Genomic DNA, 20,582 nt, shown 5'->3' with positions numbered 1-20,582 from the left:
TCCAACCCCTAATTGTATAAAGCTTTCTTCGATACGATCCTCTTCTTCATCCGAATCGAAGTGCCGCCGCCAACCTCGCTTGCGACGTCAAACTCATCCATAAAATTCTCCATGATTGTAAAACCCATCCCGGACCGTTCCAGCTCCGGCTTGGAAGTGTATAGCGGCTGCTTAGCCAACTCCAAATCTTCAATCCCACGGCCTTTGTCTTCGATAAGCAGGGTTATCGTATCCTCCTCAATCCAAGCGGAGATCGTGACGATTCCTTCCGAATTCTCCTCATAACCATGGATAATAGAATTTGTTACCGCTTCAGACACTACGGTCTTCAAGTCTGTAATCTCATCCATCGTCGGATCCAGCTGAGAGACAAAGGCGGCTACTGTTACCCTGGCGAAGGACTCATTCTCCGATTTTGCCGCGAATTGCAAGGTCATAAAGTTGCTACTATTCTCCTTCATAGGGCGACCTCCAACTCCGAGAGCGCGCTGCTCTCATTTTCATAAATAGACATAATCTTGAACAAGCCTGACATCTCCAGCAAGCGGAATACCGGCGGGTTCACGTCGCTGACGACCATCTTCCCGCCCTTTTGCTTAATCAGCTTATAGCGTCCGAGAATAACTCCAAGCCCTGAGCTGTCCATGAACTGCAGCGATTTGAGACTGAGCAGTAAATTGCGGCAGCCCTCTCGCCCGATCTCCTCATCCATGCGCATACGCACCAGATCTGCGGTATGATGGTCCAGCTCACCGGATAAACGTACAATAAGCGTCTCGCGATGCCTCACAGTTTCCATTTGCAAATTCACGTCTGTTTCACTCTCCTCCCTGACATGAACACAACAATTCTACACGTCCTTGAACGAATCCTGCTCTATGACAAAACTAGAAGAAAAAACCTATTAATCTACAAAAAACATATGCGAAGCCGTTCGTTTGAATAAGGTCCAAAAGCCAGCTTTCTTAATTGCGGTAGCCGCATTCAGATCGAACTCGGCCAGCGTCCGACCATCCTGAACGATTAGTAGTTGGCCAATCAATTGCCCTTCCTTGACAGGGGCGGCAATCTTCTCAGGAACAACCAGCTTCTGCGTAATATTCTCCAGCTTGGAGCCTTTCTTGACCAGAACGCTCATTGTCTTGGAGGCGGTCAACTCAAGCTGCGCGGCCTCCCCCTTCTGAACCTTCACTTTTCCGATCACCTCGCCGGATTTATAGATCGGTTGCAGCGCATATTGCGAAAATGCATAGTCGAACATCGCGGATACTTCACTGTTACGCGTCTTCGTATTCGGCTCCCCGAGAACGACCGCAATCAAGCGCATTCCATCACGCTTCGCTGTCGCTGCCAGACAGAACTTGGCTTCTGAGGTATAGCCAGTCTTAAGGCCATCTGCCCCGCTGTAAAATCGAACAAGCTTATTCGTATTGACGAGCCAGAATGGCTTAGGGGAATCCTTGCGCAAGTAATCCTGATAGGAACCGGTATACTTCGTAATCCCCTCATACTTCAGTAGTTCTCGACTCATCATAGCGATGTCATGAGCAGAGCTGTAATGGTCAGCTACCGGTAATCCATTGCAGTTGGCAAAGTGAGTGTCTTTGAGTCCAAGCTCCTGAGCCCGCTCATTCATTAGCTTGATAAAGCCCTGTTCCGAGCCTCCGATCTTCTCTGCCAACGCAACAGAGGCGTCATTACCGGAGGCCATTGCTACCCCCTTCAATAGATCATCGACCGTCATTTCTTCCCCGACCTCGAGGAAAATTTGCGACCCACCCATCGATGAAGCATGCTCACTCGTCGTCACCTTATCTGTCAACTTCAAGCGACCCTCATCGATCGCTTCCATCGTCAGAAGCATCGTCATAATTTTCGTTATACTGGCAGGCGGCAGCTTCTCATGACTATGTTTCTCATAAATAACCGTCCCGGTGTCCGCATCTATCAGGATAGCGGAGCGGGCATTCTCCGCCAGCGTCAGTACCTCTGCGTTATCGCGTGCCCCTCCATCCTCTGCCAAGGCCGCGATAGGCCATGCAGATACTGTCAATATAAGAGCCATAAACCCACTGATTAGCAGTTTCTTCAAGCGGTTGTTCCCCCTTTATACTAAAAGTCTGGATTCTGCTAACCTAGTATGCTCCATTTCATGGCATTATATTCCTACATGACGGTTCACTACGAAAAAAAGCGGCGTTCCCGTAGGCTTATGCCTCGCGCAGGAACGCCGCTTGAATTTATGTTTGATTATACTTTATCTCTTAATTACAGCTGCGGTATGATCGTCTGTACCAGACTGAGGAATTGCTCGCGTACACGATCCGTCGTCTCCATGACTTCCGCATGTGATAATGGCTGGTCCAAAATCCCAGCTGCCATGTTGCTGATACAGGAGATACCAAGCACCTCAAGCCCCGCATGGCTAGCTACAATGACTTCTGAGACGGTGGACATACCAACGGCGTCCGCGCCCAGGGTACGCAGCATGCGGATCTCTGCCGGGGTCTCATAGGATGGTCCAAGCAATCCAGCGTACACGCCTTCCTGCAGCGAGAACCCCAGCTTGTCTGCAATAGACCGGGCCAGCTCGCGCAATCTACGGCTGTAAGCCTGGGACATATCCGGGAAACGCGGCCCAAGCTCATCGTCATTGGCACCGATCAACGGGTTCTTCCCAGTCATATTAAGGTGATCGGATATAAGCATCAGATCGCCTGGAGTGAAGGAGGTATTCACGCCACCGGCTGCATTAGTAACAAGCAGCGTCTTCACGCCTAGCTCTTTCATAACCCGCACAGGGAACGCCGTCAATTCAGGACCGTAGCCTTCGTACATATGGAAGCGTCCTTTCATCATCACGACCGGTTTTCCTTGCACATGGCCGATCAGTAATTCACCGGCATGTCCTTCTACCGTGGACTGTGGGAAATGAGGAATATCTGCATAGGAAATGCTGACCGCTTGTTCAATGTGGTCGGCAAGAATTCCAAGTCCAGAGCCGAGAATCAGGCCAACCTCCGGCTTCATCTTGGCCACGGACGAAATATACCCGGCTGCCTCTACAATCATTTCTTTGGTAAGTGTCATTGTCATTTCTCCTTCAAGTTATAATAAATGGCTCATATTCCAGGCTTCACAACTTCCCACTGCAATAAGTTTCTTTATTCCTTAGTATCAATGGACTGATCTTCTATTTGCCGTTTTGCCCGTGGATGAAAGGAATCATACACCGATTTTAGATTTCCACCCGATTTATTCAAATAGAGCTGCAGGGTCGAAGCACTCTGATTGCCTAACATCTCCTGTACAGCGCGCACATCCGCCCCGCCCTGAAGCATATGTACGGCAAATGAATGACGCAAAGTGTGCGGGGTAATCTGCTTGCTGATACCCGCCTCTGCCCCGTATTTCTTAACGATTTTCCAAAATCCTTGACGGCTCAGCGTTCCTCCCTGACGATTTGAGAACAATGGACCGCGGTCTGCTTCCTTCACCCATCTCGGACGGCAATCCTTCAAATAACGGTCTAGCCATTCTATCGTTATAGCCCCAACAGGAATGATTCTTTCCTTACGATTCTCACCTGCACAGCGTAGAAATTGCAGCTGCAAATTAATGTCGCTTATCTCCAGAGAGATCAGCTCGCTAACACGAATACCTGTAGCATACAATAATTCAAGCATCGCCTTGTCCCTTAATCCCAAGGGGGTATCTGGATCGGGCATTTCCAGCAAAGCTTCTGTCTCCTCAATGGTTAACGTCTCAGGTGGGGTCTTGTCCATTCTTGGAGACTCAATCATCAGGAACGGATCATGATCAATCATCCGCTCCTGGAGCAAGTAATGTATAAAAGATCGCAGTGTCACAGTGACCCTGGCAATGGTCGCAGGCGACTTGCCCTTCTCCTTCAAAGCGGAGAAATAGAGCAATATCCCAGCCCTGGTGACCTCGTTGAAATCATCGATTCCGCGGCTCTGCAAATAAGCAACAAACTGCTGTAAATCGCGGGTGTATGCTTCCTGTGTTCGCTCACTCAGACCTTTACGATCCGCCAATTGCGATATAAAAGAGGCAATAACCTGTTCCAATTCATCGCCCCCTCTCATCTTAATCTATCATTATTCACCATACCAGAAAAATAGCTTCAATCTCTGCAGCGGAGTCTCCGGATCTACCACTTCCATACTTCCGGCATGAAAGGCCTTAACCGCTGAGCCCTCAGGAATACGGTATTTTTCCATCGGGAGCAAAGCTACATCCAGGTAGCCAAACGCTTTGTATAAAGCATAAGCAAGCATGATGAATACAATTAAATACTTCAATAAACGTAGACTCTTGCGCAAAGAAATGACCATCGCTCTCCCCTACCTTTATCACGGATTGCCGCCCCGCTCTGCCCTGAGACGAGAACAGCATTTGTACAAGTATATATCCAATCCGCCGGGTTTATGAGAGTTTCTACTCCTATTATTGTACATGCAAAACCATCCTAATAACAGATTCAACTATCGTACAGCTTGAGACAAAAAAATAAGGTAGAGCGGTTTAATCAGCTCTACCTTATTGTAATTATCTTAATTATGATGGCCGTCTTCCGGCTAATCTCAATCCGTCTTGTCCGTTTTATCTGTCTTATCTTTACAACGATGACAAATACCTTGGAAGTCAAGACGATGATCAAGAACCGTAAAATTAAATTCCTTCTCCAGACGTTCCTCTAATGGCCCAAGCCAATCCTCACGTATCTCATCCATTGCGCCACATTGAACGCAGATCAAATGATGGTGGTGATGCTTGTTCGTATCGGTTCGCAAATCATATCTGGCTACTCCGTCGCCGAAGTTGATCTTCTCAACGACATGAAGTTCACTAAGCAACTCCAGGGTCCGGTATACGGTAGCCAAACCTATCTCAGGAGCTTTATCTTTAACGAGCATGAATACATCTTCAGCACTAAGATGATCCTCTTCATTCTCGAGCAATACGCGAACCGTGGCTTCCCGCTGGGGCGTCAATTTATAGCCATGGGATTGTAACTCTTGTTTGATTTTCTCGACTTTCACTTCCACGTTCTCCCTCCCCAAGCATCGCCGACATTAAGCTGCTTTAATAATTCGCTTCTTTCATTATAGGGGGAGTTAATCAACAAAGTCAACATTTTGCTAGAGTGAGAACCTATATCAACAGCGGGGTCACCCAGCTCATGAGCTCGGGAGATACCCAGGTCTCAAAGGTGGAAATAGCAAGCAGGATCGCCGCCATAATCAATGTCAGTGAAGTATACGAGAAGAAGGGTCCGGCCGCACTTCCGCTGCGATGCAAAAGTACCCGATTGCGGATAATGCCTAATGAGAATCCGACAGCCGCTACACTCGCGATCAGCAGTGCCGGGATAACGATCAAATTATGCGGGGCAACCGACACAATTGCGAACAGTAGACCTTTCCATGTGAACTGCCCGACCAGACATCCTACCGCGAACCCGATCAGAACACCCTTAAGAAAATCGAGAATAAGAATTCCCGGCAATCCGATGACTGAAAGGCCCAGCAGCCAGATCAAGCCAAGCCACTTCAAATGCAGACTTGCCACAGTCCAAAAGGATAAGGCCTGGAATGAAGTTCCTCCATCGTTCACCGATACGAAAAAGTCCCCCAAATAACGAGACAGATCCTGTTGCTGCTCAAATGTTAAGGCATTGACCATCAATGCGCCGAATACAACCCCCATCAAAAATAATACACTGACAAATACATATAATGGTGTCTGATCCCGTAATGAATGACGAATTGGTTGCAGCATAGGGAGCCTCCTTCTAATCAGCTTCAATATCTCTGAGGATTCAAGATATAGCCTTGAGAATCCTGATAATACAAGCTATGAAGAAGCCCGCTCCCTTATGCTTAAGTTCCAGCCTGTCCTGCTATTCTTTCAAAACCTTGCCGTATATCCCTCCACCGCCTGCCTGAAGATGTAATGTCCCGGCACGGGCAGAGCATATTTTATCCGCTAATTCCTCGCCAACTACGCCAGACAACTGCGCCTTCGAGACGTGATGCAAAATATTCATTTCCGTACCGAACACCGCCAACAGTTGATTAAGCTTCGACGGTCCCAAGCCCGGGATAAATTCCAGCGGGACCTGATAATGATACGGCGGCCGGCACGTCGGTATACTCGATTCTCTACGGTCGGCGATCGACAGAATCCGGTCCAGAACACCACGTACGAGCTTAGTACTGCCGCAATAAGGACAGCGATCCACCGATACTTCCGCCTCATCAATAATATAGTTGCAGTTGCTGCAGTAAGTCCGATGATACTTCCCAAGCCGGGGGTTGAGACCATAATTGCCCGCAACCTTTCTGCCGTCCTTGCCACGAAGTGCCCGTTCAAACTCACGGTAAGTCGGGGCCTGCAGAATCATTTTATTGTACTCCCTACCAATCTTGCCCAAGGAATGTGCATCTGAGTTAGTTAAGATCGTGTAATTATCCAACTCACTGATCAACCCAGCCATCTCTGAATCGGCGCTCAGACCAAGCTCAACTGCACTGATCCATCGGGGATCGAGCACATCAGAAATCCGCGGCGCACAGCTTCCATATATACTCCGATGCGGCGTGAAAATATGCGCAGGGATCACCATTCCGCCCCGCTTATATACTTCCTCCTGCAGTTCTCGGGCAGGGACATACACCCGCTGCGAGCTAAGCTGCACGTTCTTCATTCTGGGCTTCAACCATTCTGTGAATGAGCGCATCGTCTCGAGATACGGGAAAAATACGAGCAGATGGGCCGGCCCCATGTCTGGCTCTCTGATTTCTAATTCACTGCCGAGCAACAGAGTCGTCCCTTCGTATGCGATGCCCCCCTCTTCTAGCTCCCGCATCTGCCCTTGCTCCAGGCTGGTAATGATGTCAGCTTGAACACCCGGTGAATGACAATCGATGATACCGACCAGTTGAATCCCTTTGCGCTCAGCAGCTTCTTTGGCAATATTAGCGAACGTCAGGTTTCGACTGCCGCTAATTTTTACCGGAGCCCCCGCTTCGGTTCTGCCAATATGAATATGAAAATCAGCAAAATACGAGGAGAGATTTGGGTTGTTCATTTCATTTGAACTATTCATTGCTGTCTACTTCCCTGCCTGCTGGCTGAGCTTACGCTGCTGCCAGATGTAGAAGGCTACCATCGTCTTGGCATCGGCAATTCGCCCCTCGGCAATATATCGCTGAGCTTCTTCAAAGCTAACCTCATATACCTCGAGGAACTCATCCTCATCGGGCGACATCTCCCCGCTCGTTAACTCCTCGGCTAGATACAGATGAATCACCTCATCAGAGAAGCCTGGAGCTGTATAGAAGGAATGCAGAAGCGTCATACGCTCGCAGCGATAGCCAGTCTCCTCTTCAAGCTCACGTGCAGCAGCCTCCATCGGATCTTCACCCTTCTCCAACTTACCAGCTGGAATTTCCAGCTCACAGCGGCCCATCGCTTGGCGGAATTGATCAACCATCAATAGCCTTTCATTGTGAAAAGCGAGGACGGCCACTGCGCCGGGATGCTTCACAATCTCCCGTGTTGCTGTACTTCCGTCCGGCAGTTCTACTGTATCCACCTGCAATGAAATGACCTTCCCCTTAAAAATCGGCTCGGTCGAAATGGTCTTCTCCATTAGTTTATCTGTCATATGATCCATGATCCTCCTCATGAAATAATTGATCATTCGTTAAGTTACTCATAACTTGTCCGCTTCGGACATATGGTGTTATTATACCAAACCTCCACGTAAAGGAGCAGCGCTCATGAAAAGCTATTTTTCGGAAAAATCAGTTCGTGTTCAAGGCAAAGCCTGGCAAGTTCGTATTATACTCAATCAATGGCAAAAAGAAGCAGGAAAATCTGCCAAGGTCAAGGATTTAATTCGAACGCGGACAAGTAAATAGAATTCGGTGCCGAAAGTCAGACTTTTTAAACACACACTATTATTAAAGTGAGAGGTGAACGAATAATGGCGCACAGACCGCCTCAATTAGATAACACCCCTAATATTCCAGATATATTAGAACGGGCAGAAGATCTAAATTTAATGCTTCATCACTTGGAAAGCACTAGCGATTCTACAGAGATGCCTGAATACAATTATTTTGACCGCTCCGGGCTTATTCAGTGCTCGGTCTCGTCCGGCATGTTGAATGCAGCCACTAAGCTGGCCGGAGATAGCGACCCGGTGTTACGATGTGTGCTGATTTGCAGCCTTTATGAGGAAGGTTATACAGAACTGGCGGAGCAGCACCTCCTAGAAATAGTACATAAGCTGTTTCCCCCCCGGACCCCATATCAAGAAGCCGCCAGAATATACGGAGAGATTCTGTATGATCAAGCCCGTTATGAAGAAGCTTCCGCGATTTTTGCCGCCTTGGCTGAGGCCTGCCCTTCCATGGCTTCAGTACGTTATGCCTCAGCTGCCTGCCGTCTCCAGGAGAAGGTTCTGCGACTGAGAAGGCGGATGGAATTGTACCACCCGGATCAGGATGAACGGCTTAAAATTGAGAAGTATATTCACGGATTCTTGGACATGCTGGCTTTTATTGAGCAAACGCATTGGCACTCGACGTGGAATGACAAGCAAAAAAGTAATCTGCCGGAGCAAATAAGCGCCAACATCAAACAAAACCGCCCATAAGCCCTAGGCTATTGAACGGTTTTGTTTGTCGTTGCTTACTATTTATTTTACAGTCTGTGCAATGATCTCCAATGCCAGCTCTGCAGTCTTCACAATGTCCTCAGCCTTGATTCGCTCGCGTGTCGTATGAATGTCTTCATAGCCAACAGCCAGGTTTACAGTTGGAATGCCTAGTCCATTGAATATATTGGCGTCGCTGCCGCCGCCCGACATGAATGTAGCGCCTGACAGGCCAAGCTCACCTGCTGCTTTCTGAGCCAGAACAACAACAGGCTCCTGCTCGGAGAGGTGGAAAGACGGATATACGATCGTACTGTTAAAGACGCCTTTGGTATGGTAATCCTGACAGGTCGATTCCACCGCTTCCTTCATTCCGGCAATCTGCTGCTCAAGCTTCGCCTGCGAGGTGCTGCGTGCTTCGGCATACAGCTTCACATGATCAGGGACGATATTCGTCTCTCCCCCGCCTTCGAACTTGCCGATATTCGCCGTAGTCTCCTCATCAATCCGTCCAAGCCTCATACGAGCAATCGTCTTACCTGCTACCTGGATCGCGCTGATGCCATCCTCTGGATTCACTCCAGCATGAGCCGATTTCCCATAGATATCAATCGTAATGAGCGCTCGGGAAGGAGATGCTACGCAGATTGTACCTACATCCCCGTTCGAATCAAAGGCAAAGCCAAATTTGGCATCAAGTAAGCCAGTATCCAGCGCTCTTGAGCCAGTCATGCCCATTTCCTCGCCTACGGTAATGACGAATTGAATTTGCCCATGCGGCAAATTGTGCTCGCGCAGCACCTGAATGACCTCCAGCAACGAGGCTACGCCAGCTTTATCATCAGAGCCGAGAATCGTTGTACCGTCACTACGGATCCAGCCATCTTCCCCAACGATAGGGTTAATTCCTACTCCGGGAGCGACCGTATCCATATGACTCGTGAACAAAAATGGCTCCGCATTCGTCTGAACACTTGGCTTCAAAGTCGCGATCAGATTTCCGGCACCATGTCCCGTTCTGGCCATAGAGTCGTCCTCAACAACTTCAAGTCCTAGTTCTGTAAATTTACGAATCAGAAAATCGGCAATTTCCCGCTCATGCTTCGTCTCGCTGTCAATGCGGACCAATTCCAGGAAGAGTTGAATCAATCTTTCCTTATTGATCATTGGACTTTCCTCTCTTTCACGTTTACGATATTATAGAAGGTAAACCAACTTAACAAATCTATATTTAAAAGGAGTTAAGGTATGTCTAAAAAATGGCTAAAAATCGTAGTCTATCTGATGTTGTTTGCGATGGTAGGTTCTACACTATTTGCGCTGCTTGAACCTCTACTCATGCGTTAGCATCTTCCCATATCGCCTCATAACCGAAGACTTCATTAAAATAAGGAATGATGTCATGGGCTACCTGTTCAACAGTAAATGTCTTGCCCGTGACATCTTCCAGCGAAGTTACCCCGTATTCCTGAATTCCACACGGAATAATCCCCTGGAATCCCTCGTTCTGAATGCCTGATTTGATATTGAAAGCGAAGCCGTGACTCGTAACAAAGCCGCGACGGTGACGGCATTTATTAAACTTGACGCCAATCGCTGTAATCTTGACATTTCCGACCCATACTCCGGTATATTCCGGCTTCCTTGACCCTTCGATTCCGAACTGAGCCAAATAATTAATGATCACCTGTTCGAGATTCCGTAAATAACCGTGCAGATCGAGGCCGTTCTCACCATCGAGCAGTAGTAGCGGATATCCCACTAGTTGACCTGGCCCGTGATAGGTAATGTCCCCGCCACGGTCGATTTGGACCAGCGAGATCCCCTGCTCCTGCAGCTGCTCTGGACTGAGAAGCAAGTGCTCAGGATGCTGCTGAGAGCCAATCGTATAAGTCGGTGGATGCTGAAGAAGCAGCAGGTGCTCCTGCTGCTGTCCGTCGCTGATCGCTTTTACTAATTCTTTTTGCTTATCCCAAGCTTCCCCATATTCAATCATCGGAGTATAGCTTACTAATAATGGTTTGTTCATGATGATGTCCCCCAGAAGAATCAATAAACTTGCGTATCCAAAGTAAAGCCTTCAATATTGTCCTTCACGCGCTGCATGAACCGTCCGCAGATAACGCCATCCAAAATACGGTGATCTAATGACAGACACAGATTCGCCATCGAACGAACCCCGATCATATCATTGATAACTACCGGGCGCTTCACAATCGACTCGAAGGTCAAAATTGCGGCTTGCGGATAATTGATAATCGGCTGTGTTAAGATCGAACCGAAGGAACCGGTATTGTTCACGGTAAAAGTTCCACCTTGCATATCGTCCAGTTTCAATTTGCCCGCACGAACCTTGGAAGCCAATTCATCGATTTCCCGGGCAAGTCCGGCGATGCTCTTCTGGTCGGCGTTTTTGATGACTGGAGTTAACACAGAATCCTCAGTACCTACGGCGAGAGACAGATTGATGTCCCGCTTAACGATAATCTTGTCGACCGCCCAGACGGAATTCATAATTGGATAGTCTTTAATCGCACCGACAACGGCTTTAAGAACAAAAGCCAAATAAGTCAGGTTGATGCCTTCTTTTTGCTTGAATTCGTTCTTAAGCTTATTGCGAAGCTGTACAAGATTGGTTACGTCGACCTCAATCATCATCCAACCATGTGGAATCTCCGATACACTCTGACGCATCCGGGTAGCAATCGTGTTACGAATCGGCGTTACATCAATTAAGTATTCTGAACGTCCGCCCTCTACTTCGATCGTCGGAATACGTGGTGTCTCGGTCAAGTGCAAGCCTGAATGACGTACAGGTTCTGAAGCTGGAGTCCCAGGAATAATACCTGGCGTAGCTACAGCTTGTACAGGTGCAGTCTGAGGCTGCGCTGCAGGCACCGATTGTACAGCCGCTGGAGCCGCAGTTGCCGGATTAGCGGAGCCCTGGTTCTCGATATAGTGCAATACATCCTTGCGTGTCACTCTACCGCCTAATCCTGTGCCTGGAACCGCTTGAAGATTTATGCCGTGTTCAGCCGCTAATGTCTGAACTGCAGGCGAGTATCTGGCACGCTGTAAATCTCCATTCTCTACCGAAACGCCCGCGGTAGTAGCTTGTGCAGATTCAACCGTTAACGGCTCACTCTCTGAAGCAGACACGGCTTGCTCTGTCTCAATTCGGCAGATGATCGTTCCTACAGCAATCTCCTCGCCTTCCTGCACGAGAAGCTCGCCCATAATCCCGTCCAGAGTCGACGGAATCTCAGCATTAACTTTATCGGTAATGACTTCGCAGATTGGTTCATACTGCTCTACAGGATCGCCCGGCTTCTTGAGCCATTTGCCGACCGTCGCCGATACGAGCGATTCTGCCAATTGCGGCATCACAATATCATTCATTACTTTCTTGAACATGCTCTCACTCCCATTTAGAGGTTGTTCAATAAGTCCGCTCCTCAGACCCTAGCTTCATCCAACCTTCTTGGTGCTGAAAGCCGGCCTTTTTGAACAGCATATTTAATATAGCGCTAATTGAAGCATGGCTTCTTTTACCTTGTCTTTGTTCAACATGAAGAACTTCTCCATTGGCGGACTAATCGGCATCGCTGGTACGTCTGGCCCGCACAACCGCTGAATCGGAGCATCGAGATCATACAAGCATTCCTCAGCAATAATCGCTGATACTTCAGCCCCAATCCCACCGGTCTTGTTGTCCTCGTGAACGATCAGCACTTTACCAGTCTTCTTAACCGCAGCGATAATCGCTTCGCGATCCAGCGGCTGAAGGGTACGCAGATCTAAAATATGCGATGTGATACCTTGCTCAGCCTCCAATTCCTCCGCAGCCTGCATAGCGAAATGAAGCGGCAAACTGTAGCTGATTACTGTAATATCCTCGCCCTCTCTCAGCAGATTAGCTTTGCCGAGCGGAACCGTGTAATCCTCTTCAGGAACGTCACCTTTAATGAGCTTGTAACACTTCTTATTCTCGAAGAACAGCACCGGATCAGGGTCGCGAATGGCAGCCTTTAACAGCCCCTTCGCATCATACGCCGAATAAGGAGCTACGATCTTCAGTCCCGGCGTACCGAAGAAGATCGATTCCGGACATTGGGAATGGTACAAACCGCCAAAAATACCGCCGCCAATTGGCGCGCGTACGACGAGCGGACAATCCCAGTCATTGTTGGAACGATACCGTATCTTAGCAGCTTCACTAATAATCTGGTTCGTAGCAGGCAGCATGAAGTCGGAATATTGCATCTCGGCGATCGGTCTCATACCGTACATCGCCGCTCCTATTGCTACACCCGCGATCGCAGATTCAGCCAGCGGCGTATCAATGACACGCTCTTCGCCGAACTGTTGCTGCAGTCCCTTCGTAGTGGTGAACACGCCGCCTTTGACACCAACGTCTTCTCCCAACACAAATACTCGTTCATCGCGCTCCATCTCTTCCTTCATGGCCAGGCGAAGCGCATCAACATATTCCATTACCGGCATATTACTGTCCCTCCCCATCGTTCGCATATACATGCAGCAGCGTATCTTCCGGGTTCGGGAACGGAGCACTCTCAGCTTCTTCAATTGCAATCTTAAGCTCTTGCTTGATTTCTTCCACTAGTGCTGCTTCCTGTTCCTCGCTCCATAAGCCGCATTCCATTAAATAAGACTTCATTCTTGGAATGCCGTCCTTCTTCCAGTTCTCCTCGATTTCCTCTTTGGTACGATAAGCTAGATCATTATCCGAAGTCGAGTGTGGAGAGAGTCTGTACATCATCGATTCAATCAAGGTCGGTCCCTCGCCACGAACTGCACGTTCGCGCGCTTCCTTCACGGCCTGATATACTTCAAGGGCATCATTGCCATCAACACGAATACCCGGGAACCCATAGCCCAACGCACGATCAACCACTTTGCCGCCGAGCTGCTTCTTGATCGGCACCGAGATTGCATACTGGTTATTCTGACACAGAAAAATAACTGGCAGCTTCTGTACGCCAGCGAAGTTAAGCCCTTCGTGGAAATCCCCCTGATTGCTGGATCCTTCGCCAAAAGTTACGTAAGAGACGATATCCTTCTTCTGCATTTTCACTGATAACGCTACACCAACCGCATGCGGAACCTGTGTCGTTACAGGGCTAGATCCAGTCACGATACGCAGACGCTTGCTGCCAAAATGGCCCGGCATTTGCCGACCTCCGCTGTTCGGGTCATCCGCCTTGGCGAAGGCCGACAGCATTAATTCCTTCAGAGTCATTCCAACGGAAAGTACGAAACCGTAATCCCTGTAATACGGGAGAAAATAGTCGCGCTCACGATCAAGTGCAAATGCCGCAGCGATCTGAGTACTCTCCTGACCGATGCCGGATACGTGAAAATTGATCTTACCTGCCCGCTGGAGCAATAAGCAGCGCTCATCGAATTTACGAGCGAGCACCATATATTTATACATGTCTACTACTTCGGTTTCTGATAATCCGAGCTGCTCATGTCTTGGCTTCGTTTGAACTGAACTTTTTGCGTTCATGGAGTTACCTCCTTCATATGGTTCCCGCATCTTAAAAAGTCTTATGCCTAATCTTAAAACCTGGTACTAAGACTTGGGTTAACCTCATTATAAACCTTTTCCCTGTAAAAAGAAAACATTTAAAAGTACATGTTCAAAAAGCTGCAATTTGCTGCGTGTCTTTCGCCTAACGAAACTACAGATCGTTATTTTCTCAAAAACAGCAGCATATTAAATCTAACGAAACACCATATCGTTATTTGGGAGAAATTCGGGCGTTAAGCTCCAAATTGGCCTAGATAACGATACCTCGTTTCGTTAAAATATTTTACAACTCATTTTGGGTCAAATAACGATACCAAGTTTCGTTAAGGTGAAAGTAACTTTCAAGAAGCCTCTTAAAAGTTAATATTCCGACCGTCTACAACCAGTGCCGCTTCCCCGATAATTTCGGAAAGCGACGGATGAGCAAAGGCCACTTGTCCCAATTCCCAAGGTGTGGCATTCAGCACTGCCGCCATAGCAGTCTGGTTAATCAACTCAGTAACATGATTCCCGATCATTTGAACACCCAGAATATCTTGGCTTTTCGCATCGGTCACGATTTTCACAAAGCCCTCTTTGTCACCATGTACGAGTGCTTTGCCGATCACCGAGAATGGAGCTTTGCCAATCTTAACCTCATGTCCCTTAGCCCTAGCTTCCTTCTCGCTTAGACCAACAGATGCCACTTCTGGTCGACTGTACACACAACGCGGAACTTGGTTCTCATCATAATGTAACTCTTCTTCGGCGATGTGATGCACGGCAACCAAACCTTCATGACTGGCTGCATGAGCCAATTGCAGACCGCCGATGCAGTCGCCGATCGCATAGATATGTGGCTCCGTTGTCTGCATATGCTCATTGACGCGGATAAATCCATTGCTCAACGCAATATCCGTATTTTCCAGACCGGTATTCTCTACATTAGCTTGTCTTCCAATCGAGATGAGCAGCTTGTCACCTTGTAATTCAATCGTCTGATCCCCTTGCTGGGCTGAGATATGTACTTGTCTGTCCATCACAGCATAGGTATCAGGCAGTACCTTCACACCCGTCAGCACTTTGATTCCCCGCTTTTGCAAATGTTTCTGCAGCTCGCGGGCCACTTCTTCGTCTTCAGCTGGTAGCAATTGCCCCGCCGCTTCAACTACAGTAACGTTGACACCAAAATCTTGAAGCAAAGAAGCCCACTCGACACCAATGACGCCGCCACCTACGATAATCATGGAATCAGGCAAATCCTCCAACAGGAGCGCCTCATCACTGCTCAGAATATGCTCTCCATTAGGAACAAGCCCTGGCAGGCTGCGCGGACGCGATCCGGTTGCAATAATCAGATTGGTCGGAACGACCGTCTCCATCTCCCCGTCATTTAACTCAACCGCAACAGCACCGCTCTTTGGCGAGAAAATAGAAGGACCGATCACCCGGCCTTTCCCTTGGATGACGGTGATCTTATTTTTTTTCATCAAATATTGAACACCTTTATATAATTGATCTACAACCGCCTGCTTCCGCTCCTGCACCTTAGGGAATACCAGTGACAAGCCACTCGTCTCGATGCCGTAGCTTGCGCTGTCCTTCATTTGCGCATATAGTTCCGCACTGCGAAGCAGCGCCTTGCTAGGAATACAACCGCGGTGAAGGCATGTTCCCCCCAGCTTGTCCTGCTCAATAATTACAACCTCTTTACCCAGTTGTGCGGCACGAATCGCGGCAATATATCCGCCCGTCCCTCCACCAAGTACAGCTACGTCACATGTTATCGCCATAAATATATCTCCACCATTCTATTTCGAATAATTACATTTGCTATATTCTACATTTTACCTCGTTTTTGAATGATTACAAATGAGGCATGTAAATAGACAGAATTCTAAGAAGAAGGTATGATTAGAATAATTCCAATTCATTACTGTTCGCGAAAGGAAAGGGATACATAAACGATGAAGCTGATGATTTCCCGTTTTATTGCGATTGTTATTCTGGTCATTCCCGGCATCGCAGCTATGATCGGCTTTTTGAAAATCAAGGACGCTGTTTTCCTTTATTATTCCCAGCATGGCAATGATGCCTTGGCTACCCCTACCTTCGACTGGCTTAAATTTATTGTCGGACTGTTGCTATTTGCCGCTGGCATCAGCTTCTTGGCTGGCTGGATTTATTTTCGCGACCGCAAACGCGGCTACGGTAAGAACCATAAGAAAAAAGCCGTCACTTAGTAACACTTTCTTGACTTACTTCGTAATCAAAGGCTTAACAAAAAACTCTCTCCCTGCCGTTATGTACGTACTGGGAAAGAGTTTTTTTATTGTCTATTGAATGGATCACTCATATAGAGCATCCTTCAATTTGGTGGACATCCTTGGGTTATGCTTGGCCGAGATGCGGAGAATCGTCTTCTTTAATCTCTTATTCTCCTCTTCCAACTGATGCAGCTGATCAATCAATTCTCCAATCCACTGTTTGTTGCTGTCCGTCACATCCAAATGTCCCAACATATCTCTATAATGTTCAAGCTTCGCTTGAATCTCCTTCGTCTCTTCCAACATTCTTCGTCCTCTCTATTACATCAAATATAGCTATTCATAAGCTGTCGACGAGATCTGATTTATTTATTGTAGCATAAGAGATAAAAAACGCCGAAAGATCAGTTACAATTCCAGCCTAGTCCCCAGTGTGCTAGTCCCGCTTCCACTCATGCTTCTGAATAGCGGCGTGGATCCGCTGTAGCCATTTAATAATCTCAGCGATACCAATGAATAAAAAGCCCGCAGCCATTCCATAAATCCAATAAATGATCGCGTTCCATAAGCTGAGGCCTTCACTTAGACGACTGTCCATAATGCCTACAATCATCCCAATTACTAGCGACAAAATAATCAATACAATACCGAACACGAACAAAATCATCGAAAATATATTGCGGGGTTCATACTTGTTTACATTCCTACGCATCTCATCAACTACGATAACGTCCCATTGCCCCTCTTCCCGCAATCTTTCAGCCTCTAATTCAGCCGACGACCTGACGATATATCGGATCTCCTTCTCGCTATTGGTTTCCTGATCCCTATACTTCACATAAAATGCCACCAGCATCTCCCCTGTGTAATATTTCCATTTATCATAACATGCAGATCTTAAGCAAGTCACCGAATCTCATGAAAATAAAAAAACGCCAAGTTTCATTTCCGGTCTCTTGACGTTATGTATTTCGGACACAGATATCGATTGATCATCTGGTTAGTGGCAGCTACTCCCAAGTCCTCTTCTCGTTAATCTCCATCTTCTTCTTGAAGGCTTGATCCAGATCGATCCCAAGCTTGTTAGCCAAGTCGAATATATTCCAGACGACATCATACATCTCAAAGCCAAGGTTCTCTTTCTTCTCTGTTGCAGGATCGAAGGATACCTCGAGCACTTCTTTGGACAGCTCCCCTACTTCGGTCATCAAATAGAGCATCCGCTGTTCAATACTGCTCGTCTCAAAGCCTTTCTCCTTACTAAACTCTCTGACATACTGCTGAAACTGCGCTGTATTCATATCCAAATCCCTACCTTTGTATTAAAAACAATGCGATTTATAAGTACATGACACAGTATAGAACGGTAGGGTTGGATTGGCAAGATAGATCAATATTCGCATATTTGCTTTAATCGAATTCGTCACAAAAAAACACCGCTCTTTATCGGTTTCCGAAGGAACTGATAAATAAGCGGTATTTGTAGGTGTCTGCTTAATAGTTAATGAAACAGCTTTATCTGATTAAAAAATGAACCGACTGATTTCTGTTTCCATAATCAAAAAATTCTTTATAGTAATCCTATTCTTTACTCTTTCATGAAACTTTATGCTCAATCCGCAGCTTATCTGCTACCATCGCGATGAACTCCGAGTTAGTTGGTTTCGATTTGCTGATGTTGACGGTATAGCCAAATAAGTGGCTAATCGAGTCAAGGTTGCCGCGCGTCCAAGCGACTTCGATCGCATGACGAATGGCACGTTCAACACGAGAAGGCGTCGTCTTGAATTTCTCAGCGATAGCTGGATACAGCGTCTTCGTAATTGCCCCCAAGATTTCAATGTTATTGTAGACCATTGTAATTGCCTCGCGCAGATACTGATAACCTTTAATATGCGCGGGTACCCCGATTTCATGTATGATAGTTGTTATATTCGCGTCCAAGTTTTTGCCTTTGCCAATTGGAACAACATTCGATTTGCTGAAGGATGAGGATGGCGTAGTCCCCGTTGTTACCGTCGATACGCCCACCAATTGACGAATCCGATTGACGAGAACCTCCATATCGAAGGGCTTAAGGATATAGTACGATGCTCCAAGCTGTACAGCACGCTGCGTAATGTTCTCCTGACCAAAAGCGGTCAACATAATAATTTTGGGCTGCGGAGTCAAATTCATTTCGCGTAACCGTTCCAATACGCCCAGACCATCCAGATGCGGCATAATAATATCCAGAATTAACACGTCCGGAATTTTAGAAGCGTTGTCGATCATCTCCAGCACTTCTTCGCCATTATAAGCAATTCCCGAGACGATCATATCGTCCTGCTCCGAGATATACTCTGCGAGCAAATTCGTAAATTCCCGATTATCATCCGCCAACAACACTTCAATTTTCTGCACTGACGACGTCCTCCTTAAGTACTTGAATAAATTATTAAATTACTTTCTCTTCCAGATTAAGGATTCGACATGCGAAAGTAAATTCCTTCTGTCGAAAAATTTTTTTCTTTAATTTTTTATTCGTTTAAGATATAATATATTATTTATTTACAGATTGCGATACATTTTTATTAATTTCGACAAAGCTTAGCACAAAACACCTCTCGCTAGCGACAAAATATTCACCATCCTAGAGCTTTATTATCCCGGTACATTCAACCTACTTCCCCCTAAACAAAAGATCCTAAGGCTTAACTAGCCTTAAGATCCTGGTAAGTCTGTTTATGCTTAAGAACTCCTGCATCCTGCAGCATCCACTCGATAAAGCAGCCATAACCCGAACGAGGATCGTTCACAAAAACATGAGTCACTGCACCGATTAGCTTATTATTCTGGATAATGGGGCTGCCGCTCATTCCTTGTACAATTCCTCCGGTCTTCTCAATCAGGCGCGAATCCGTAATACGCAGAACCAATCCCTTGGTCTCCGGAGCATTCTGCCGGGATACATGAATGATTTCGACTTTAAATCTCTCCACCTTTTGGCCTTCCACAACGGTTAAAATTTCTGCTGGTCCTTCTTTTACCTCTTCAGCAAAGGCTACAGGGATTCCGTCTTTATAGACACTATGTTCAGGATTCTCGGCCATTTTACCGAATATGCCGAATGGAGTATTCCGTTCGATTGTTCCGAGAGTTCTTCCTTCTTTGATAAAATGAGCTCTCTTCTCGCCTGGCTCCCCACTCTCGCTCTTGGAAATCGATGTTACGCTCGATTGCAAAATTTGCCCACTGCCTACGACGATCGGTGTCTGGGTGTTCATATCCGTAATGACATGTCCCAAAGCTCCATATACCCCTTGTTTAGGCGCATAGAAGGTTAATGTTCCAACACCTGCAGCTGAATCGCGGATATATAGACCAATTCTCCAGGAACGATCCTGATTGTCAAAAGCGGGAGTAAGCAATGTCGTATAAGTTCTTCCGCCACGCTTGTAAGTAACTTTGATCGGTTGGTTTTTCTTGCCCGCTTGATCTGCAATAATAGCAACATCTTTGACATCCTTTAATTCGACGCCATTCAAATGGGTGATTAAATCTCCTGTCTTCAGTCCAGCCACTTCTCCAGGGGATAACTTGTCATTGTTGGTCGCCACCTGATGATGACCTACAACGAGGATGCCTGCGGATTTTACTTTGACTCCGATCGTCTGCCCTCCGGGGATGACCTTTAAGTCAGGAATAACATTGACTTTCACGGTCTTGAGAGGAATTTGTCCGAATAATTTCATGCGGATATTCGCTTCACCACTACCCACAGTATCCAGCTTGAGCGGTTCGCCTAGGGAGACTGTCATGGTTGGAACTGCCTTCCCATTCAACGTAAGTACATCGGGTCGATCAACACTAACAGATGCCTGTACGGGCAAAGCTAAGTGTAGCTGTGTGCCCTGCCCCTGGAACAACCGCAGCTCATCTGGCAAACTGAAGGATTGTCCATTCACCGCGGTTGAACCGAGAAAACATAAGAAAAAAGCAAATAAAAGGCCGAGTAATCTCTTGGTTAGGTTCGGGTTCAATGGCTGTCACACTCCCTTTAGCTTCTTCGCTTGACGAAAAGGTGGTCGCCAATTGCGTACCTATAAGA

Annotated in this window: 25 protein-coding genes; 4 read left to right on the top strand and 21 right to left on the bottom strand. The window is 47.1% G+C overall.

Translation table 11 applies throughout. The annotated features are described in order from the left end of the window. Positions 1-8: 8 nt before the first annotated feature. From spoIIAB to EI981_RS10010, 10 genes are all read right to left on the bottom strand, one after another. A complete protein-coding gene (spoIIAB, locus tag EI981_RS10055) occupies positions 9-461 on the bottom strand; it encodes an anti-sigma F factor (RefSeq protein WP_126997734.1) in 453 nt (150 codons plus the stop codon). Further along, a complete protein-coding gene (spoIIAA, locus tag EI981_RS10050) occupies positions 458-811 on the bottom strand; it encodes an anti-sigma F factor antagonist (RefSeq protein ID WP_126997732.1) in 354 nt (117 codons plus the stop codon). Before spoIIAA ends, spoIIAB begins: the two co-directional genes overlap by 4 nt. A gap of 93 nt (positions 812-904) precedes the next feature. Beyond that, complete coding sequence (locus EI981_RS10045) at positions 905-2,092, bottom strand: D-alanyl-D-alanine carboxypeptidase family protein (protein ID WP_227011784.1); 1,188 nt, start codon at positions 2,090-2,092, stop codon at positions 905-907. A 176-nt stretch (positions 2,093-2,268) separates the two neighbouring features. Continuing rightward, complete coding sequence (locus EI981_RS10040; RefSeq protein WP_126997730.1) at positions 2,269-3,096, bottom strand: purine-nucleoside phosphorylase; 828 nt, start codon at positions 3,094-3,096, stop codon at positions 2,269-2,271. Between the two features lie 68 nt (positions 3,097-3,164). After that, entirely contained in the window at positions 3,165-4,091 is a 927-nt protein-coding gene (gene xerD, locus EI981_RS10035) for a site-specific tyrosine recombinase XerD (RefSeq protein ID WP_227011783.1), read from the bottom strand. Positions 4,092-4,121: 30 nt separating this feature from the next. Beyond that, positions 4,122-4,358 (bottom strand): DUF4227 family protein, encoded by a 237-nt coding sequence (locus tag EI981_RS10030; protein ID WP_126997726.1) that lies wholly within the window; start codon positions 4,356-4,358, stop codon positions 4,122-4,124. A gap of 249 nt (positions 4,359-4,607) precedes the next feature. Beyond that, entirely contained in the window at positions 4,608-5,072 is a 465-nt protein-coding gene (gene fur, locus EI981_RS10025; protein WP_126997724.1) for a ferric iron uptake transcriptional regulator, read from the bottom strand. Between the two features lie 106 nt (positions 5,073-5,178). Then, on the bottom strand, positions 5,179-5,805 hold the full coding sequence (gene spoIIM, locus EI981_RS10020; protein WP_193556443.1) for a stage II sporulation protein M: 627 nt from the start codon (positions 5,803-5,805) through the stop codon (positions 5,179-5,181). Positions 5,806-5,926: 121 nt separating this feature from the next. After that, on the bottom strand, positions 5,927-7,117 hold the full coding sequence (locus tag EI981_RS10015; RefSeq protein WP_127004527.1) for an endonuclease Q family protein: 1,191 nt from the start codon (positions 7,115-7,117) through the stop codon (positions 5,927-5,929). Between the two features lie 24 nt (positions 7,118-7,141). After that, positions 7,142-7,696, bottom strand: a complete 555-nt coding sequence (locus tag EI981_RS10010; RefSeq protein WP_126997722.1) for an NUDIX domain-containing protein — start codon at positions 7,694-7,696, stop codon at positions 7,142-7,144. A 115-nt stretch (positions 7,697-7,811) separates the two neighbouring features. Here EI981_RS10010 and mciZ point away from each other — a divergent pair, with 115 nt between their 5' ends. Together mciZ and EI981_RS10000 are read left to right on the top strand one after the other, a co-directional pair. Then, positions 7,812-7,952: a Z-ring formation inhibitor MciZ gene (mciZ, locus tag EI981_RS10005; protein ID WP_126997719.1), complete on the top strand. Its 141-nt coding sequence runs from the start codon at positions 7,812-7,814 to the stop codon at positions 7,950-7,952. Between the two features lie 65 nt (positions 7,953-8,017). Further along, positions 8,018-8,692, top strand: coding sequence for a tetratricopeptide repeat protein (locus EI981_RS10000; RefSeq protein ID WP_126997717.1), 675 nt, complete (start codon positions 8,018-8,020; stop codon positions 8,690-8,692). A gap of 42 nt (positions 8,693-8,734) precedes the next feature. On the opposite strand, the gene EI981_RS09995 is transcribed toward EI981_RS10000, so the two are convergent. Next, on the bottom strand, positions 8,735-9,859 hold the full coding sequence (locus EI981_RS09995) for a M20/M25/M40 family metallo-hydrolase (RefSeq protein WP_126997715.1): 1,125 nt from the start codon (positions 9,857-9,859) through the stop codon (positions 8,735-8,737). A gap of 81 nt (positions 9,860-9,940) precedes the next feature. On the opposite strand from EI981_RS09995, the gene prli42 reads away from it, so the two are divergent. Beyond that, positions 9,941-10,039 carry a stressosome-associated protein Prli42 gene (gene prli42, locus EI981_RS30085; RefSeq protein ID WP_082790156.1) on the top strand — a complete coding sequence of 33 codons (99 nt, stop codon included), beginning with the start codon at positions 9,941-9,943 and terminating at the stop codon, positions 10,037-10,039. On the opposite strand, the gene lipB is transcribed toward prli42, so the two are convergent. From lipB to lpdA, 5 genes are all read right to left on the bottom strand, one after another. Then, a complete protein-coding gene (gene lipB / locus EI981_RS09985; protein ID WP_126997713.1) occupies positions 10,029-10,721 on the bottom strand; it encodes a lipoyl(octanoyl) transferase LipB in 693 nt (230 codons plus the stop codon). The two genes, prli42 and lipB, sit on opposite strands and share 11 nt — an antisense overlap. 20 nt (positions 10,722-10,741) lie before the next feature. Next, complete coding sequence (locus tag EI981_RS09980) at positions 10,742-12,106, bottom strand: dihydrolipoamide acetyltransferase family protein (RefSeq protein ID WP_126997711.1); 1,365 nt, start codon at positions 12,104-12,106, stop codon at positions 10,742-10,744. Positions 12,107-12,208: 102 nt separating this feature from the next. Continuing rightward, positions 12,209-13,195: an alpha-ketoacid dehydrogenase subunit beta gene (locus tag EI981_RS09975; protein WP_126997709.1), complete on the bottom strand. Its 987-nt coding sequence runs from the start codon at positions 13,193-13,195 to the stop codon at positions 12,209-12,211. 1 nt (position 13,196) lies between these two features. After that, positions 13,197-14,222 carry a thiamine pyrophosphate-dependent dehydrogenase E1 component subunit alpha gene (locus EI981_RS09970; protein ID WP_126997707.1) on the bottom strand — a complete coding sequence of 342 codons (1,026 nt, stop codon included), beginning with the start codon at positions 14,220-14,222 and terminating at the stop codon, positions 13,197-13,199. Between the two features lie 377 nt (positions 14,223-14,599). Continuing rightward, positions 14,600-16,018: a dihydrolipoyl dehydrogenase gene (gene lpdA / locus EI981_RS09965; protein WP_126997705.1), complete on the bottom strand. Its 1,419-nt coding sequence runs from the start codon at positions 16,016-16,018 to the stop codon at positions 14,600-14,602. Positions 16,019-16,192: 174 nt separating this feature from the next. On the opposite strand from lpdA, the gene EI981_RS09960 reads away from it, so the two are divergent. After that, the gene (locus tag EI981_RS09960) at positions 16,193-16,468 is read left to right on the top strand and encodes a DUF2627 domain-containing protein (RefSeq protein WP_126997703.1); all 276 of its coding nucleotides are present in this window, start codon (positions 16,193-16,195) and stop codon (positions 16,466-16,468) included. Positions 16,469-16,573: 105 nt separating this feature from the next. Here EI981_RS09960 and EI981_RS09955 read toward each other — a convergent pair whose 3' ends face one another. From EI981_RS09955 to spoIVB, 5 genes are all read right to left on the bottom strand, one after another. After that, entirely contained in the window at positions 16,574-16,798 is a 225-nt protein-coding gene (locus EI981_RS09955; protein WP_126997701.1) for a hypothetical protein, read from the bottom strand. A gap of 130 nt (positions 16,799-16,928) precedes the next feature. Beyond that, complete coding sequence (locus EI981_RS09950; protein WP_126997699.1) at positions 16,929-17,342, bottom strand: hypothetical protein; 414 nt, start codon at positions 17,340-17,342, stop codon at positions 16,929-16,931. A gap of 160 nt (positions 17,343-17,502) precedes the next feature. After that, positions 17,503-17,793, bottom strand: coding sequence for a MazG nucleotide pyrophosphohydrolase domain-containing protein (locus tag EI981_RS09945; RefSeq protein ID WP_126997697.1), 291 nt, complete (start codon positions 17,791-17,793; stop codon positions 17,503-17,505). Positions 17,794-18,088: 295 nt separating this feature from the next. Continuing rightward, a complete protein-coding gene (spo0A, locus tag EI981_RS09940) occupies positions 18,089-18,895 on the bottom strand; it encodes a sporulation transcription factor Spo0A (RefSeq protein ID WP_126997695.1) in 807 nt (268 codons plus the stop codon). A 290-nt stretch (positions 18,896-19,185) separates the two neighbouring features. Then, entirely contained in the window at positions 19,186-20,514 is a 1,329-nt protein-coding gene (gene spoIVB, locus EI981_RS09935; RefSeq protein ID WP_126997693.1) for a SpoIVB peptidase, read from the bottom strand. Between the last annotated feature and the right edge of the window lie 68 nt (positions 20,515-20,582).

Origin of the sequence: Paenibacillus lutimineralis, assembly GCF_003991425.1 — a bacterium.
In the GTDB taxonomy this organism is placed as follows: Bacteria; Bacillota; Bacilli; order Paenibacillales; family Paenibacillaceae; genus Fontibacillus; species Fontibacillus lutimineralis.
Note: the sequence above shows the minus strand (reverse complement) of the source record. Positions and strands in the feature narration are given on the sequence as shown.